Genomic DNA, 17,874 nt, shown 5'->3' on the forward strand with positions numbered 1-17,874 from the left:
AGTCTTATCATGGCGAAAATGACATCAAGACAGCTTGCCAATCAATTGAAAAGCCGTCTGACGAACGACAGCTGGACCCACCAGTTTGACAGGGAAAAAGATACGCTTCGTGTGGAAGATAAACATACAGGAAAGGGCATCACGCTTGAGCTCCCGCCGATTATTGCAAAGTGGGAAGTAAAGCCTGATGAAACACTGGATGAGATCGTTTATTATGTGAAAGAAGCGCTCAGTGCTATGAAAGGTGAAGCGCAGCACATCTCAGGTAAAGAGAAGCACATTTATCCGGTCATTCGTTCAACGTCCTTTCCAGAAACATCGAGTGATGAGATTCCGCTCGTTTTTGATGAGCATACAGCAGAGACAAGAATCTACTATGCACTTGACCTTGGAAGCACCTACAGATTAATTGACGAGAAGATGCTGCAAAAGGAGAACTGGACAAAAGAACGAATCAGAGAAACCGCAAGTTTTAACGTCCGTTCACTAAAGACTGTCGTGAAAATGGATGAAGTGGCGGGCAACCGTTTTTATTTCTTCCGTGCAAATGACGGGTACGATGCAAGCAGAATTTTAAATGAATCGATTTTACAAGAATACGCGCAAAAAGTAGAGGGGCAAATGGCTATTTCCGTTCCCCATCAAGATGTGTTCATCATTGCAGATGTACGCAATGAATCAGGCTATGATATTTTAGGGCAAATGTCGATGAGCTTCTTCGCCAGCGGCACGGTTCCGATTACGGCCTTGTCATTTTTATATGACGAAGGCAAGCTTGAACCGATCTTTATTCTTGCAAAAAGCAGACCAAAACAGTAGTAGAAGGGAATTTTGAAGAATGAACGTTTTTTATAATGCAGAAGGTGTCGGCGACACACTCCTTATTTCATTGAAAGATGTAACAAGAGAAGAAGTAGGTCATGAAACGTTTGGAGATGTCGTAAGAATCTTCAATCAAGACACAAAAGAAACAACAGGTTTTAATATTTTCAATGCATCTACTTACATGAAAATTGAAGAAAACGGATCTGTACCGCTTTCTGAAACGCTTGTTCAAGATATCAATGAAATTTTGAACCGCAACGGTGTCAGTGAAACATTAACAGTTGATCTATCACCTAAGTTTGTGGTCGGCTATGTGAAGGAAAAAGAAAAACATCCGAATGCAGATAAACTGAACATTTGCCAAGTAGATGTTGGCGGTGAAACCTTACAAATCGTGTGCGGTGCACCAAACGTTGATCAAGGTCAATATGTTGTGGTTGCAAAGGTCGGTGCTGTGATGCCGAGCGGTTTGGTGATCAAAGATGCTGAACTAAGAGGTGTTCCTTCAAGCGGAATGATTTGTTCTGCAAAAGAATTAGATCTTCCGAATGCGCCTGCTGAAAAAGGAATCCTTGTTCTAGAAGGAAGTCGCCAAGCTGGCGAACCATTTGAAGCGTAACCTCCCATAAACGGGTACAAATGAGCGAAGAATGTGTTATACCAAAAGTCACTAAGTACGTACTTAGTGACTTTTTTTCATCTACAGACAGCATGAACAGCAAAGCGTAGCACTTTTCTCGCTTTTCTGCATGAAAAAGCAATGGTATACTAAAAATCGCCCAAGAAAACGTAAGGGGAGTTAAAGTGAGTGATAAATGATGAGTTGGTTAGATAAATTTTTTAGTGTATTTTTAGGAGAAGAAAAAAAAGAAGAAAAAGCTGAGAGGCCTGAAACAGGTCCGATTGCACCAAAGCAGCCAGCTGTTGAACAGCATAAAGAATATAAAAAAGTTGAAGATACGAAAGTGTATTATGAATATCCAAAAGGCAATTTCCGCTTTCCTCTCGTTCCAGATGAACCTGCACGTGAGGCAGCAAAGCAACAAGAAAGAAGGCGCACGCGGCCAAGTCAGCCAAAGGCCAAGCAGACGACCTATCAGCCAAAACAAACGGTGCAGCCTGATCTCAATAAAAAGCCTTTTAAACCAGAGCAAATCCCTTCACCCATCTATGGCTACCATCAGGATATGCGTCCAAAACATGCAGCAGCCAAAGAAGACACATCTTCTGTCAAAATGAAATCGGCAGAAGAAACGTCACAGCGTGTCACACTGTTATCAGAAGAAGCAGAGCGTGAACGGAATGTAAGACAGCAAATGAACATCCCGTCTATACGAAAAGAACAACGTATGGAAGACATGATGTCAGCCCAAACAGAAGAACAAGTAGAGAAGCAACCTGTCACGACGCCGCTTACTTTGCAAGAGGAACTCGCTTATCAAGATCACGTTCAATCAACGATGGAACGTTTATATGACGAGCCTTTCAGTGAGACAGAGGATCAAGATCAAGCTTTGTCACAGACCAAAGACGATCGGGAAGCATTCTTACATATGGAGCAAGCTGAAGCATCTAACGAGCCTCTAGAGATGGAGCAAGAACAGACAGTCACCATTGAACAAGAAGAGCCGATGATTCCGCTTGAAGATGATGCTCAGAAAAAAGAGAGCTTTACATTTGAAACAGCTGAAAGCCCATCACCAGCACTCGACATGGAGATAGAAAGCCCAGTAGAAGAAACTGCGATGCTGGAAGAGAAGAACATAGAGGCTATGGAGGAAAGAGCAGAGGCTGCACGGATAGAAGAAAGTCAAGTAGACGTGTCAGCGGTAGCATTTGAACAAGAAGAACCGGTGATCATACAAGATTCGCAAGATGATGATTCCCTGCCGGAAGAAAAATTAACAGATGATGAAGTCATGCCAGTTGAAGAAGCATCAGATGAATTTGCTGACTCTGGACAAGCAGAGATCGCCGGGGATATGGCAGAAGAGCTTGAGGAAACACCTGAAGAAACGCCTGAAATAAAACGTGAAGAACCAAAACCGTCTTCTCCACAGCCAAAGCGCTCAAGCGGTCAAACCTCCACCGTTCCTTTTAACGTCATGATGTTAAAAAGTGATCAGCGCGTGCAAGGACAGAAGAAAACGGCAGATGCACAAGGATATGTATTTCCGAGTTTAGCTCTTCTAGACGTTCCGCCAGCACAAAAAGAAGAGGACGGAACATGGGTGAAAGAACGGGCAGAACTGCTCAATGCCACACTGAAAAATTTCAATGTCAGAGCAAGTGTTGTTCATGTGACGCAAGGTCCTTCTGTTACAAGATTTGAAGTGCATCCTGAACCAGGCGTGAAAGTGAACAAAATTACAAACCTGTCAGATGATATCAAACTCAGTTTGTCTGCAAAAGATATTCGGATCGAAGCACCGATTCCTGGGAAGAACACGATTGGAATCGAAGTGCCGAACCTTCACAGTAAAATGGTTTTCTTAAGAGAAATGATCAGAAGCAGTGCCTTCAGAGACAATCCATCTCCATTAACGGCGGCGCTCGGATTGGATATTTCCGGTCAGCCCGTTGTGGTTGATTTACAAAAAATGCCGCACGGCTTAATTGCCGGAGCAACAGGTTCAGGGAAAAGTGTCTGTATTAATACCATTCTCGTGAGCCTGATGTTTAAAGCCTCACCTGATGAAGTGAAAATGCTGTTAATCGACCCTAAAATGGTCGAACTCGCGCCGTATAATCACATTCCGCATCTTGTGAGCCCGGTTATTACTGATGCCAAGACAGCCACAGCTGCCCTGAAATGGGTAGTAGATGAAATGGAAAGACGCTATGAACTGTTTGCACACTCTGGTGTGAGAGAAATCAAACGATTTAACGAACTGGTGAAAGAAAAACAAATGGGTGAAAAACTGCCATATCTCGTCGTTGTCATTGATGAGCTGGCTGATTTAATGATGGTCGCACCAAATGAAGTCGAAGAAAGCATTTGCCGAATTGCCCAAAAAGCAAGAGCATGCGGGATTCACTTACTCATTGCGACGCAAAGACCTTCTGTTGATGTCATTACAGGCCTCATTAAAGCAAACATCCCAACAAGAATTGCTTTCTCTGTTTCAAGCCAAGTGGATTCAAGAACGATCATTGATATGGCAGGTGCTGAAAAGCTTCTCGGAAAAGGAGACATGCTGTTCTTAGAAAATGGCTCTGGCAAACCGACAAGACTACAAGGGAACTTTGTATCAGATCGAGAGATTGATGAAGTGGTAGCGCATGTGAGAAAACAGCGCAAACCTGTGTTCCTTTTTGAACAGGAAGAATTGATGCTCCAAGGCTCTGCCATTACAGACGAAGATGAATTGTTTATGGACGCATGCAGGTTCGCCATCGAGCAAAATAGTGCAAGTACATCCAGTTTGCAAAGAAGATTTAGAATTGGCTACAATCGAGCAGCAAGATTGATTGATATGATGGAACGTGAAGGGATGATCTCTGGTGCAAAAGGCAGTAAGCCAAGAGAGGTCCTCATGACACTGAGTGACTTAGAACAATTGATCTAAACAAACCACTTCATTTTTTTGATAAACATGGTATGATAGCACATAGGTGCAATTTTTGAATTGGACGCTTTTCGCATGCCTGTCTGAACGCTTTTTAATGAAAATGAGCGAAAGCAGGTGTTAGAAATGGGAAAGTTGTCGGATACTAATCATAGTTAATATTGATTAGAATAGGAAGATCGGAAAAAAATCTTTATTTGGAGCTGCGATTTGTGATCAGCTAGAGACAAAAATCACAAGTTGCAAATTGAAATGAGCGTCATATACTGTAAGTCAGATAGACGTTTGTTGGAGGTACAATTATGACTGTTTATCATTTTGTTGGAATAAAAGGGACAGGTATGAGTCCACTGGCCCAAATTCTTCATGATACTGGGTATACTGTCCAAGGATCGGATATCGAAAAACATATCTTTACACAAAAAGCATTAGAAGAACGAAATATTAAAATTCTTCCATTTGACCCAGATAATATTCAGCCAGGGATGACGGTGATTGCAGGAAATGCATTCCCAGATACACACCCTGAGATTGAGCGTGCTCTTTCTGAAGGGATTCCTGTCATTCGTTATCATAAATTTCTTGGAGAATACATGGATTCATTCACAAACGTTGCAATTACTGGTGCCCATGGTAAAACATCGACAACAGGTCTACTTGCACATGTGATGCAAGCGGCAAAACCAACTTCCTACTTAATCGGTGATGGATCTGGAATGGGGAAAGAAAACAGCGAGTATTTTGTATTTGAAGCGTGCGAATACCGCAGACATTTCCTCAGCTACCATCCAGATTATGCGATCATGACCAATATTGATTTTGATCACCCTGATTATTTCACGGATATTGATGACGTGTTTGATGCGTTTCAAAACATGGCACTTCAAGTGAAAAAAGCCATCATCGCTTGCGGTGATGACGAGCATCTTCTCAAGATCCAAGCAAAAGTACCTGTTGTGTACTACGGATTCAATGAAGAAAATGATTTCCAAGCACGAAATGTTGTGAAAAACACAGAAGGCACCACATTTGATGTATTTGTACGTAATACGTTTTATGATACCTTCTACATTCCTGCTTACGGAAACCACAATGTCCTTAACTCATTAGCGGTCATTGCATTATGCCACTATGAGGCCATTGATGTAGAGCTCATCAAAGGTGCTTTAACGACATTTGGCGGTGTGAAACGACGCTTTAATGAAAAAGTAGTCGGTGAACAAGTCTTAATTGACGATTATGCGCACCATCCGACTGAAATTGAAGTCACGATCGAAGCAGCTCGCCAGAAGTATCCAGACCGTGATATTGTAGCAGTCTTCCAGCCGCACACTTTCACTCGTACACAGCAATTTTTAAGTGAATTTGCGGACAGTCTGAAAAAAGCAGACTATGTATACCTCTGTGATATTTTCGGTTCAGCTCGTGAAAACATTGGGAAACTAAGCATTGAAGATTTGCGGGAAAAAATTCCGCAAGCCCAATTGATTGAAGAAGAAGAGACATCTGTGCTAAAAGCACATGAAAATGCGATCTTGGTCTTTATGGGGGCAGGAGATATTCAAAAGTATCTTCGTGCTTATGAGAAAGTCGCAGTATAATTGCCTGTCAAAAAGTGCCGATTCAATCGGCACTTTTTTATTTTGAATAAAATGTGACAAAGGGGCTAAATGTGACAAGATGTGCCGCTTTTTTTCGTTCGCTGTGGACAGGAATTGGCGAATAAGTGTAGAATTATTATTCAATCGGTCATTCTAGGCGATGTTTGAATGATACAACGAGAGGGTATTGAATTGAATATGCCCGCAGCAAAGGAGGTATCAGATGATTATTATTCTCTATTTAAGCGTTGCACTCATCGCAATTGCTTTCCTCATTCTTGTCATCTACTTGTCCAAAACATTGAAATCCTTACAGCTGACATTAAAGAATGTTGCATCAACTTTAGAAGGTCTTGAAGGACAGATGCAAGGCATCACCACAGAGACAGCACAGTTGCTACATAAGACCAATCAGCTTGCTGAAGATATTCAAGACAAATCGGCAAAACTTAACACAGTTGTGGATGCGGTGCAGGGAATTGGCGGCTCGATCAACCAATTTAATACAAGCATAAAGCAGGCAGCTGGTGCGGTTACTTCATCCGTTGAACGAAATCAGGAGAAAGTCACGGATGTGGTAAGCTGGAGTAACGCAGCACTTGAAATCTATAAAAAATGGAAACAGCGTAAACAACAATAATCAACCATTTTCGCATAGGAGGAATAATCATGAGCAAAGACGGAATCAATAGCAAAGACTTTTTGATCGGAACACTTATCGGTGGCATTATCGGTGCAACAACGGCATTATTTTTAGCACCAAAGTCAGGGAAAGAGCTTCGCGATGATTTGAACACCCAAGCGAATGCCCTAAAAGAAAAAACAGATCGTCTTACAACAGATGCAAAGGAAAAAGGCACTGAATATGTGACGATTGCGAAAGACAAAACATCTGAATTGTCTCAGCTCGTAGCAGAGCAGTCAAACCAGATTTTAGACAAAGTAAAAGACATAAAAGATCGTACAGCTGGAAAAGCTAAACAAGTAAAAAGCGAAGCAGAAGATGCTGCAGCAAATATTGCAAATGAAGCTTCAGATGTAGCAGATGAAGCAAAAGTAAGAGCACAAGAAGCAAAAGCAGACATTGAAGACGGCATCAAAGATGTCAAAGAAAAAGTAGAACAATCTACGAAAGGCTAACTCGCTGCTTAAGTTAGGAAGGAGCACATCATGTCTAAACAACTCATAGAAACAGAAGAACAGTTTGATCAACTAACAAATCAAGACGGAACCTTTGTCTTTTTTAAGCACAGTTTGACATGTCCAATCAGCCAAGCTGCTTTTCAAGAGTTTGAAGCGTTTACGTCAGAACATGAGGATGTTCCTGCTTATTTCTTGCAAATTCAAAACACAAGAGAGCTTTCATCCTATGTGACTGAAAAGTCAGGGATCAAGCATGAAAGCCCGCAGGCACTCATCTTTAGCGGTGGCAAAGTAAAGTGGCATGCTTCTCACTCAAGCATTACAAAAGAAGCGCTTGAACATAACATGTAGAAAAACGTCAGCGATTGCTGACGTTTTTTTTATAAAAAAGGTTTACTTGCATCAAAAGTATGCTATAATCTTACACATAATACTTTATCGCTTAAAAGCGTTTGGGTAATAAAGAATTTTTTCGTGACAATTCCGAAATCTTTGTTTATAATAAACCCTATTATAAGAGATCAAAAATAAAAAGCGAGAGCGGGCAGAGGAAAGGATGACAAAAATGAGCAACAATGAATTGGAACAATTGAGACAGCAAGCAGATGAACTAAATCTTCAAATCTTAAAACTGATCAATGAAAGAGGAAACATTGTAAAAGAAATTGGAAAGGCAAAAGAAGCGCAAGGTGTCAACCGTTATGACCCTGTCAGAGAGCGCACAATGCTAAATCAAATTCTTGAAGAAAATGATGGCCCATTTGAAAATTCAACGATTCAACATATTTTCAAAGAAATTTTCAAAGCAGGTTTAGAGCTTCAAGAAGATGACCACAGCAAAGCACTTCTTGTTTCTCGTAAGAAAAAACCTGAAAATACAATTGTAAATATCAATGGAGAAGCGATCGGTGACGGAAAACAACGTTTCATCGTTGGACCATGTGCCGTTGAAAGCTACGAGCAAGTTGCAGAAGTAGCGGCAGCAGCGAAACAGCAGGGACTAAAACTTCTTCGTGGCGGCGCATTTAAGCCTCGCACAAGTCCATACGACTTTCAAGGACTTGGCGTAGACGGTCTAAAAATTCTAAAACGTGTAGCAGATGAATACGGTCTTGCTGTTATTAGTGAAATCGTGAACCCTGCTCATATTGAAGAAGCGATTGAGCATATCGATGTCATCCAAATTGGAGCACGTAACATGCAAAACTTCGAGCTATTAAAAGAAGCCGGTTCTGTGAACAAACCAGTTCTTTTAAAACGCGGTCTAGCAGCAACGATTTCAGAATTCATCAATGCAGCTGAATACATCATCGCACAAGGAAATGACCAAATCATCCTTTGCGAGCGAGGCATCCGCACATACGAAACAGCCACAAGAAATACACTAGATATCTCGGCTGTGCCAATCTTGAAACAAGAGACACATTTACCAGTCTTTGTTGACGTGACACACTCAACAGGACGTAGAGATCTACTTCTTCCAACGGCTAAAGCAGCTCTTGCGATCGGAGCAGACGGTGTGATGGCAGAAGTACATCCAGATCCATCTGTTGCCCTATCTGATTCAGCGCAGCAAATGGACATTCCACAATTCGAAAAATGGTTAGATGCGTTAAGACCACTTGTCAACATTCACGCATAATCATAAATAGAAAAGCCGCCGGATGACAGCCCGGCGGTTTTTTTCATGAAAAAATACGATAAGACTGGCAATGAAAGGAAGAAAACACATTGCAAGCTTAAAACACGCTTGTTCACAATGTTTTCATTTTTAAAATTTGATAGAATCTGCTAAGATCATTGTCATAGCTGACGTTCACGACGACTTTTGGTGAAATATGATTCAATTTACAGGTAACAAGCTCATTAAAGTTTGTTTAATTTAGTTATAAAAAGAAAGGGAACGTTTTCATATGATGAAAAAACGTGTATAATTTCATAAAAGAAGGTCATTTTGATGTAGATTGAAAAATTATGTGTCTCTTTTCATCGTTTTAATGACAAATAGGATATTATTTTCCTCGTATCTGACATGTCTCTATCCAATTGGTGAATGCTATAGATATGAAGTGTATTTGAAGGAGTGATTTATGTGAATAATGTTACAATATATGATGTAGCAAGAGAAGCAAACGTAAGTATGGCAACGGTATCACGCGTTGTTAATGGTAATCCAAACGTAAAACCAACAACAAGAAAAAAGGTGCTTGAAGCAATTGATCGTCTCGGCTACCGTCCGAACGCAGTCGCACGAGGCCTTGCAAGTAAAAAGACTACAACAGTTGGGGTCATCATCCCTGATATTTCAAGTATCTTCTATTCAGAGCTTGCACGAGGAATTGAAGATATTGCGACGATGTACAAGTACAACATTATTTTGAGCAACTCAGACCAAAATACTGATAAAGAACTTCATTTGTTAAACACAATGCTTGGCAAACAAGTAGATGGAATCGTTTTTATGGGCGGAAACATTACAGATGTGCATGTGGAAGAATTTAAGCGCTCTCCTGTACCAATTGTACTTGCAGCATCTGTTGAAGAGCAGGCACAAACACCATCAGTCAACATTAACTATGAACAAGCCATTTATGATTCAGTTCAGCTATTAGTTGAAAAAGGACATAAACGAATTGCGTTTGTATCTGGACCAATGTCAGAACCAATTAACTCTATGAGAAAGCTTGCTGGTTATAAGCGTGCGCTTGAAGAAGCTGGTATCGCGTTTGACGAAGCGCTTGTTGCTGAAGGAGACTACTCATATGACTCTGGTATTGAAGCGCTCGCTAATCTGCTTGAGCAATCTGACAAGCCGACGGCTGTGATTGCAGCGACTGACGAAATGGCGCTAGGTGTCATTCATGGAGCGCAGGACAGAGGCGTATCAATTCCTGAAGATTTAGAAGTGATTGGCTTTGATAACACAAGACTATCCCTCATGGTGCGCCCTCAATTGACAACAGTTGTTCAGCCTACTTATGATATTGGCGCTGTTGCGATGAGACTTTTGACAAAGCTCATGAACAAAGAACAAGTAGAAGATCAAATTGTTGAATTGCCACATAGAATTGAAGAAAGACAATCGACGAAATAAAAAAGAAAGCAGGCTCACTTGATCAGTGGACGCCTGCTTTTTTTTATGCCTTTTTCTTTTCTCGTCTAACAGGCATGAGTGCTTTTTCTACCGTTTGCGCATTTTTTTCTGTAATTTCTGCTCTTCTTGGAATCGGTGGATATAAATCGTCAGGATCTAGCCATGTGGATGGAAGCGGAACAGGAGATTGTTTTTCCCATGCCCGAATCCATTCCTGAGGAAGCGCATCTGGTGGTGTAATGCCTTTCATCTCAAGCCAAATGCGGCTCCATGCTCTTGGGACGACACGCCAAATATCATAGCCGCCTCCGCCCACAGCGATCCATTTTCCATCACAATATTGATGCGCCAGCTCATGGGCAATTCTAGGAATTTCCTCATATATTTTCATGGTAGCAGATAAATGCGTCAAAGGGTCATAATAGTGGGCATCTGCTCCATTTTGCGTCAAAATGACATCTGGTTTAAAAAAAGCAGCAATCTCTGTCACTGCTGTTCGATAGGCTTCTAAAAATGATTCATCTTCTGTAAATGCGTCAAGCGGGATATTATATGCATAGCCATAGCCTTTATCATGACCCCTTTCCTGTACTTGTCCAGTTCCAGGGAACAAATAGCGCCCTGTTTCATGAATGGAAACAGTACATACCTCTGGATCATCATAGAAGCTAAACTGTACACCATCGCCATGATGAGCATCGGTATCAATATATAAAATTCTAGCGCCATATGTCTTTTGAATATACTGAATGGCCACAGAGCTGTCATTATAAATACAAAAGCCAGAAGCACGCCCTTTAAATCCATGGTGAAGCCCGCCGCCAAGATTAAGCGCATGCTGCGAATGCCCAAGCATCACTTGATCAACCGCTGTTAATGTCCCGCCAACTAGGAGAGAAGCTGCCTCATGCATCCCTGCAAACATCGGGGTGTCCTCAGTGCCAAGACCATAACGTTCCCCCTCTGCGGTGGACAGTTTTCCTTCACTTGCTCGCTGTACTGCTTGAATATAGTCTGCTGTATGGACAAGCTTTAACTCCTCCAGCGTCGCCATACGAGGTGCGACAATCTCATCATCCGTTAACGCCTTCATTTTTTGAAGAAGATCATAAGTTAAGTAGACGCGAAGCTGATTGAAGGGATGATCTTGATGAAACTGGTACGTTTGAAAAGATGGTGAAAAAACAAAGGTCGCTTCCTTCATTTGATCGTCTGCTCCATAGGCCAGAGCACTTTATAGCCTTTTGCACGAATCAGCTTCATCACATGATCTGCATGCATCGTTTGAAGGCGGAAGACGAGCACTTTAGAGGCTTCATTGGCATGTGGGTACACGAGTACACTCAGCATTTGAATATGCTGCTCTTTTAAAATAGTCGTAATGTCTGCAAGCCCCTCTGTCACTTGCGCTACTTCAACCTCTAAATGTGATCCAGGCTGATCTGCACCTGTTAGTCTTACAAACGTACGAAGTAAATCTGTTTTTGTGATGATCCCTACAAGCTTGCCGCGTCTCACAACGGGAAGACAGCCAATTCCGTGTTCAAAAAAGACACTTGAAATCTCCTCAACGAAATCAAGCGGATGAGCGGTAATCGTCTCTAGCACCATGATGTCTTCAACCGGCCGCTGAATAAAAAGCTGCCTTTTCTCTGTTTCAAAAATACTTGGACTGGCATTTTTAATATCCCGATCTGTCACCATCCCAATGACAGATCCCTGCTCAGATACGATGGGAATATGCCGAATGTGATGTGCACTCATTTTTTGAATGGCTTCTTCAATCGTATCGGTTTTTCGCAGCGTGATCACATCACGCTCCATAATTTGTTCAATCATCATGTTTACCAATCCCCTTTGCCAAAAAAACGAATTGAACGTTAATACATAAAGCGCTGATGGAAGCGAAGACGATCGAAACGCTCGATTGAATCTGGACTCACATTTTTTCCGATCCGTGCCATTAAACAATTGGCTGGATGTGAGCTGATCTCTGGCTCGTCTGTTGCAAACCAGACAAGACCGCCTGCGTTCATCATTTTCTCCATCATTTTGCGGTACTCCCACACGTTTTTCTTTGTCCCCTTTAAATCCCAATGCCAGTAATATTCAGTTGTAATGATAATGTAATTCTCCATTTGCTCATCCATCATGCTCACATCCAGTAAATGCTTGCCAAGTGAGCAGCCTCTAAATGGAGGAGCGACTTCAATGGCACCGAGCTCAATTAAATTGTCCATGTTGCCTTCTGACCAGCGTTCAAGCGGATCAGGGTACAAATACGTGACATAGCCTACGACAAGCTCATCCACCCTAGCAATGATAATACGTCCTTCAGGAAGATCTGCTATTTCAACAAGTGCTTGTTTCTGTTCCTCAGGCGTGCGAAATGCCGTTAGTCCTTCATGAAACGTATAGTTCGCCAGCTCTGATGCAGGTACCGGGCCTTCAATCAGGATGGTGCCTGCTTCTCTCGTAATTGTTTTTGAATAATAAGTTTTAGGATGCTCCACGTATCCACCGCCTCAAATTCTAGTGAGTCGTCTCTATTTTATCTTAAATCTGACAATAATTAAAACGGTTTCATCAGAAGTTTTTTAAAAATTGAGAAAAAAAGTCATCTATACTATAATGGTCATTGTAAACGTATGCAAAGGGGGACTGTTTGATGAAAGTGGAAACGCTACCATCAGTAAAAGGGGACTATCATTTAAATGATTATGAGCAAGCATACAAAGAATTTTCATGGGAGGAAGCGAGAAAAAATTTCTCTTGGTATGAAACAGGAAAAGTAAATGCAGCTTATGAAGCGATTGACAGACATGCGGACTCGTTTCGTAAAAACAAGGTGGCGCTTCACTACAAAGATTCACAGCGGGATGAAAAGTATACGTTCAGGGATATGAAAATCAAGACAAACAAAGCAGGAAATCTATTAAGAGAACAGGCACATGTGCAAAAAGGGGATCGCGTGTTTATCTTTATGCCAAGATCACCTGAGCTCTATTTTCTACTGCTTGGTGCTGTCAAAATTGGTGCGATCGTCGGTCCGTTATTTGAGGCATTTATGGAAGGTGCCGTCAAAGATCGTTTAGAAAATAGTGAGGCAAAAGTGATTGTGACAACGCCTGATCTGCTTGAGCGGATTCCGTTTGCAGAACTTCCAAAGCTTGAATCCGTCATCATTGTCGGTGGTGAAAAAGAGGATGCAGGTGGTGTGCGGACGATTCACTTTGAAGAAGCATTTGAGCAGGCAGCGAAGGAACTTGAAATCGAGTGGATGGATGAAAAAGATGGATACTTGCTTCATTACACGTCAGGGTCCACTGGTACGCCAAAAGGTGTGCTCCATGTTCATGGCGCAATGGTGCAGCAAGGCCAGACGGGTAAATGGGTACTTGATTTGAAAGAAGAAGATGTCTACTGGTGTACAGCTGATCCAGGCTGGGTAACAGGGACGGTGTACGGTATTTTTTCTCCGTGGTTGAATGGAGCGACGAATGTGATTTTAGGCGGCAGGTTCAATCCTGATACGTGGTACGAAACCATTGAATCGCTTGGTGTGACCGTTTGGTACAGTGCACCGACAGCCTTCAGAATGCTGATGGGAGCAGGAGACGATCTCATTCAAAAATATGATCTCAGCTCACTCCGTCATGTGTTAAGTGTAGGAGAGCCACTTAATCCAGAAGTGATCCGCTGGGGAGACGCTGTATTCGGTAAACGAATTCATGATACTTGGTGGATGACAGAAACAGGTGCACAGCTGATTTGTAACTATCCATCCATGGATATCAAACCAGGTTCGATGGGGAAACCAATTCCAGGCGTTGAAGCTGCGATTGTGGATAATGCCGGAAATGAACTTCCGCCATACCGGATGGGGAACCTTGCCATCAAAAAAGGCTGGCCGTCTATGATGCATACGATCTGGAACAATCCTGAAAAATATGAATCTTACTTTATGCCGGGAGATTGGTATGTTTCAGGAGATTCTGCTTATATGGATGAAGACGGATACTTCTGGTTCCAGGGACGTGTCGACGATGTCATCATGACGTCAGGAGAGCGGGTCGGTCCATTTGAGGTAGAAAGTAAACTGGTGGAACATCCGGCCATTGCAGAGGCTGGTGTCATCGGAAAACCAGATCCTGTGCGCGGTGAAATTATTAAAGCATTTATAGCGCTTAGAAGCGGATACGAACCGTCTGATGACCTGAAAGAAGAAATTCGTACGTTCGTGAAAAAAGGACTCGCTGCACATGCAGCACCGAGAGAAATTGAGTTTAAAGACAAATTGCCAAAAACACGCAGCGGTAAAATTATGAGACGTGTGTTAAAAGCGTGGGAGCTGAATTTACCTGCTGGCGATCTCTCGACAATGGAAGATTAATCACTTCCGTCAGTTGACTTGATATCAAAAGTATGTTAAAAATGACTTTAGTTGAATATGAAAAGGTTTTGACTGAGATTCAGTAGAATCATCTTTCCCTGTCCAAGAGAGCTGACGGCTGGTGCGAGTCAGTACAAAGAGATATTCGAATTACCCTCACGAACCGCTTTTACGAAAAGGAGCATATGCTATCTGATTAGTGAAAGAACGGATCTGTCCGTTATCAGTGTAAGTGAAAAGACGTGTTGTTTTGTCTTTTAAGCAGGGTGGTACCGCGATATATATCGTCCCTTCGTTCATTCGAAGGGGCGTTTTTTATGTTGAATTGTAAAAAAAGGAGATTTGGATATGAGTCAATTGATGGAAGAATTATCGTTCAGAGGATTAATTCAGCAACAAACAGATGAAGAAGGTTTAACAAAATTATTAGCAGAAGAAAAAATCAAGCTATACTCCGGCTTTGATCCAACAGCTGACAGCTTGCACATTGGTCACTTACTGCCAATTTTAACATTGCGCAGATTCCAAGAAGCAGGTCATCATCCGATTGCACTTGTTGGCGGCGCAACTGGACTGATTGGTGACCCAAGTTTCAAAAAAGCAGAACGTTCACTAAACCCAGCAGAAATCGTCGAACAGTGGTCAGAGAAAATCAAAGGCCAGCTCTCTCAATTCCTTGATTTTGAAGCAGGTGACAACCCAGCTGTCATCGTGAATAACTATGACTGGATCAGTCAAATGAATGTCATCACGTTCCTTCGTGATATTGGAAAGAACTTCGGTGTCAACTTCATGCTCGCAAAAGATATCGTCAGCTCCCGTATTGAAACAGGGATTTCGTACACAGAATTCAGCTACGTGATTCTACAATCGTTAGACTTCTTGAACCTTTATAGAAATGAAAACTGTAAGCTGCAAATCGGCGGAAGTGACCAGTGGGGAAATATCACATCTGGACTTGAGTTGATCCGTAAGTCTGAAGCAGAAGGCGCAAAAGCATTCGGTCTCACCATGCCGCTTGTGACAAAAGCAGACGGCACGAAGTTTGGGAAAACAGAAGGCGGTGCCATCTGGTTAGATAAAGAAAAAACATCACCATATGAATTCTACCAATTCTGGATTAACACAGATGACCGTGATGTCGTGAAATACTTAAAATACTTTACGTTCTTATCAAAAGAAGAGATCGCATCGTACGAAGAAAAAGTGCAAACAGCCCCTGAAAAACGTGAAGCACAGCGCCGTTTGGCAGAAGAAGTCACAACACTTGTGCATGGCCGTGAATCACTAGAACAGGCTGTCAACATCTCAAATGCGCTATTTAAAGGCGAGATCAAATCTCTTACAGCAGAAGAAGTGAAAGTAGGCTTTAAAGATGTGCCATCAATGGAGAAAGACAGTGGAGAAGAATTAACACTTGTTGATGTTCTTGTCGAATCAAAACTGTCTCCATCAAAACGTCAAGCACGTGAAGATATCACAAACGGTGCCATCTACATCAACGGAGAGAGACAAACCGACAAAGACTATGTCCTTTCAGCTGAAGACCGAATTGAAAACCAATTTACAGTCTTAAGAAGAGGGAAAAAGAAATACTTCCTTGTAACGTATAAATAAATCCTTATGAAACAGTAAGTATCATGAAAAGCACCTCAAATGTTCATATACATTGAGGTGCTTTTCTTTTTTATTCAGAAGTAGGAATTAAGCTTTTACAGAGCGGTTTTCTCTCATTTGTCTGTTTCTTATTCAAGAAGTGAATCTTCGTTTGTATAAGCATGTTCTACCTTACAAATTCGGGTTGTATAGGATTCATACCAATCTTTTTTTCCTTTTTTTTGAACACGCTGATGTGCTGTATGTGCTTTCCATTCTTTAATTGCTGCTAATGAATCCCAATACGATACAGTGATCCCAACACCATGCTCATCTCGTACACTCTCAATTCCAAGAAACCCGTCTAGGTCTTTCGCTAATTGTTCCATTCTTTGAGCAGCAGCAGCGTATTCTTTCTGCTCAACATTCGTTCGTTTTGATGTGAAAATGACTGCATAGTAAGGTGGTGCAGGTGTTTGGGTAAATAGCATCTAGTAGAACCTCCTTTTGTCTATTCACATTATATATGAAAGATAGAGAGGCCCGTAGTCTTTTTGTTTTAATTTCAAAAAGACCATGGTGCTTTTTCATTAGGTATTGTGCTGTGAAATCATCTGATAAATATTACCTTGTTCACTTTTCTGTCATATTTTTCTTGTTTAAAATAGAGACGTATCAGAAAATTAAGGGGGAATGAACATGATCGTTTTAAAGAAAAGGAGTTTGCAAATTCTGATTGCGCTTGCATTAGTGGTTGGATCAATGGCCTTCATCCAGCCGAAAGAAGCCAAAGCGGCTGCGCATAATCCGGTTGTAATGGTACACGGCATGGGCGGTGCGTCTTATAACTTTGCTTCGATCAAACGATACTTAGTATCACAGGGCTGGGATCAAAACCAACTTTTTGCAATCGATTTCATAGACAAAACAGGCAATAACCTGAACAATGGCCCGAGGCTCTCTAGATTCGTGAAAGATGTACTAGCCAAAACGGGCGCCAAAAAAGTAGATATTGTGGCTCATAGTATGGGTGGTGCGAACACGTTATACTATATTAAAAACCTAGACGGCGGAGATAAAATTGAAAACGTCGTCACACTTGGTGGAGCGAATGGACTCGTATCACTCAGAGCATTACCAGGCACCGATCCAAATCAAAAAATTCTTTACACATCTGTCTATAGCTCAGCCGATCTCATTGTCGTCAACAGCCTCTCACGCTTAATTGGCGCGAGAAACGTCCTCATCCACGGCGTTGGACATATCGGTCTATTAACCTCAAGCCAAGTCAAAGGCTATGTGAAAGAAGGATTGAATGGCGGAGGACAGAATACGAATTAAAAAATGAAAAAGACAGCGATTTGTGCTGTCTTTTTTGATGTCATGGTTATATAGGATCTGCTAGGTGTTGCAGAAGGTTTTTAGGAGGATAAAAGATGACGCAAAAACTCAAATATGTTTTCTTAGGCTACTTTCTCTATTTCCCATGTTCATTTCTGATTATCTATATGATCTGGATGGCAATCGTCAAATCAGTGCAATGGACGGAAGTCATATCTAATTGTACATCCATCATTGGCATCTATTACTTAATAGCCAGTGTGTGGTTTGTCTTTTTACTGCAAAAACAGACAAAACATCGTACATAGCCAA

At 41.7% G+C, this 17,874-nt stretch carries 17 protein-coding genes and 1 other annotated feature; of the genes, 13 read left to right on the plus strand and 4 right to left on the minus strand.

Annotated elements, in window-relative coordinates:
• The first annotated feature begins 9 nt into the window (after positions 1-9).
• From N521_RS09835 to ccpA, 9 genes are all read left to right on the plus strand, one after another.
• Positions 10-819, plus strand: a complete 810-nt coding sequence (locus N521_RS09835) for a DUF1444 domain-containing protein (protein ID WP_035391098.1) — start codon at positions 10-12, stop codon at positions 817-819.
• Positions 820-838: 19 nt separating this feature from the next.
• The gene (gene ytpR / locus N521_RS09840; RefSeq protein ID WP_035391100.1) at positions 839-1,444 is read left to right on the plus strand and encodes a YtpR family tRNA-binding protein; all 606 of its coding nucleotides are present in this window, start codon (positions 839-841) and stop codon (positions 1,442-1,444) included.
• Positions 1,445-1,640: 196 nt separating this feature from the next.
• Entirely contained in the window at positions 1,641-4,394 is a 2,754-nt protein-coding gene (locus tag N521_RS09845) for a DNA translocase FtsK (protein ID WP_051632378.1), read from the plus strand.
• 302 nt (positions 4,395-4,696) lie between these two features.
• On the plus strand, positions 4,697-5,995 hold the full coding sequence (gene murC / locus N521_RS09850; protein WP_008343047.1) for a UDP-N-acetylmuramate--L-alanine ligase: 1,299 nt from the start codon (positions 4,697-4,699) through the stop codon (positions 5,993-5,995).
• Between the two features lie 223 nt (positions 5,996-6,218).
• On the plus strand, positions 6,219-6,635 hold the full coding sequence (locus N521_RS09855; RefSeq protein ID WP_008343048.1) for a DUF948 domain-containing protein: 417 nt from the start codon (positions 6,219-6,221) through the stop codon (positions 6,633-6,635).
• A gap of 29 nt (positions 6,636-6,664) precedes the next feature.
• Positions 6,665-7,135, plus strand: coding sequence for a YtxH domain-containing protein (locus tag N521_RS09860; RefSeq protein WP_007501807.1), 471 nt, complete (start codon positions 6,665-6,667; stop codon positions 7,133-7,135).
• 30 nt (positions 7,136-7,165) lie between these two features.
• Positions 7,166-7,489 (plus strand): bacillithiol system redox-active protein YtxJ, encoded by a 324-nt coding sequence (ytxJ, locus tag N521_RS09865; RefSeq protein ID WP_008343051.1) that lies wholly within the window; start codon positions 7,166-7,168, stop codon positions 7,487-7,489.
• 214 nt (positions 7,490-7,703) lie between these two features.
• Positions 7,704-8,780, plus strand: coding sequence for a bifunctional 3-deoxy-7-phosphoheptulonate synthase/chorismate mutase (locus tag N521_RS09870; RefSeq protein ID WP_017358315.1), 1,077 nt, complete (start codon positions 7,704-7,706; stop codon positions 8,778-8,780).
• A gap of 450 nt (positions 8,781-9,230) precedes the next feature.
• A complete protein-coding gene (ccpA, locus tag N521_RS09875; RefSeq protein WP_008343056.1) occupies positions 9,231-10,232 on the plus strand; it encodes a catabolite control protein A in 1,002 nt (333 codons plus the stop codon).
• Positions 10,233-10,275: 43 nt separating this feature from the next.
• Here the strand turns inward: ccpA and N521_RS09880 are convergent, their stop codons facing one another.
• From N521_RS09880 to N521_RS09890, 3 genes are read right to left on the minus strand one after another with little or no spacing between them, the layout of a single operon-like run.
• Positions 10,276-11,436 carry an acetoin utilization protein AcuC gene (locus N521_RS09880; RefSeq protein WP_024718705.1) on the minus strand — a complete coding sequence of 387 codons (1,161 nt, stop codon included), beginning with the start codon at positions 11,434-11,436 and terminating at the stop codon, positions 10,276-10,278.
• Positions 11,433-12,074, minus strand: coding sequence for a CBS and ACT domain-containing protein (locus N521_RS09885; RefSeq protein WP_035391102.1), 642 nt, complete (start codon positions 12,072-12,074; stop codon positions 11,433-11,435). The genes N521_RS09880 and N521_RS09885 overlap by 4 nt, the downstream gene beginning before the upstream one ends.
• 38 nt (positions 12,075-12,112) lie before the next feature.
• Positions 12,113-12,745 carry a GNAT family N-acetyltransferase gene (locus N521_RS09890; RefSeq protein ID WP_035391104.1) on the minus strand — a complete coding sequence of 211 codons (633 nt, stop codon included), beginning with the start codon at positions 12,743-12,745 and terminating at the stop codon, positions 12,113-12,115.
• A gap of 155 nt (positions 12,746-12,900) precedes the next feature.
• Here N521_RS09890 and acsA point away from each other — a divergent pair, with 155 nt between their 5' ends.
• Together acsA and tyrS are read left to right on the plus strand one after the other, a co-directional pair.
• Positions 12,901-14,625 (plus strand): acetate--CoA ligase, encoded by a 1,725-nt coding sequence (acsA, locus tag N521_RS09895; RefSeq protein ID WP_035391106.1) that lies wholly within the window; start codon positions 12,901-12,903, stop codon positions 14,623-14,625.
• Positions 14,626-14,684: 59 nt separating this feature from the next.
• Positions 14,685-14,920 (plus strand) — a binding site (T-box leader).
• Positions 14,921-14,973: 53 nt separating this feature from the next.
• Entirely contained in the window at positions 14,974-16,242 is a 1,269-nt protein-coding gene (gene tyrS / locus N521_RS09900; RefSeq protein WP_035391108.1) for a tyrosine--tRNA ligase, read from the plus strand.
• Between the two features lie 128 nt (positions 16,243-16,370).
• On the opposite strand, the gene N521_RS09905 is transcribed toward tyrS, so the two are convergent.
• Positions 16,371-16,712, minus strand: a complete 342-nt coding sequence (locus N521_RS09905; RefSeq protein WP_017358308.1) for an antibiotic biosynthesis monooxygenase family protein — start codon at positions 16,710-16,712, stop codon at positions 16,371-16,373.
• A gap of 271 nt (positions 16,713-16,983) precedes the next feature.
• Here N521_RS09905 and N521_RS09910 point away from each other — a divergent pair, with 271 nt between their 5' ends.
• Positions 16,984-17,562, plus strand: coding sequence for an esterase/lipase family protein (locus N521_RS09910; RefSeq protein WP_373368006.1), 579 nt, complete (start codon positions 16,984-16,986; stop codon positions 17,560-17,562).
• A gap of 95 nt (positions 17,563-17,657) precedes the next feature.
• Entirely contained in the window at positions 17,658-17,870 is a 213-nt protein-coding gene (locus N521_RS09915; protein ID WP_017358306.1) for a hypothetical protein, read from the plus strand.
• Positions 17,871-17,874: the final 4 nt, after the last annotated feature.

This window comes from Bacillus sp. UNC125MFCrub1.1 (assembly GCF_000701305.1).
In the GTDB taxonomy this organism is placed as follows: Bacteria; Bacillota; Bacilli; order Bacillales; family Bacillaceae; genus Bacillus; species Bacillus altitudinis.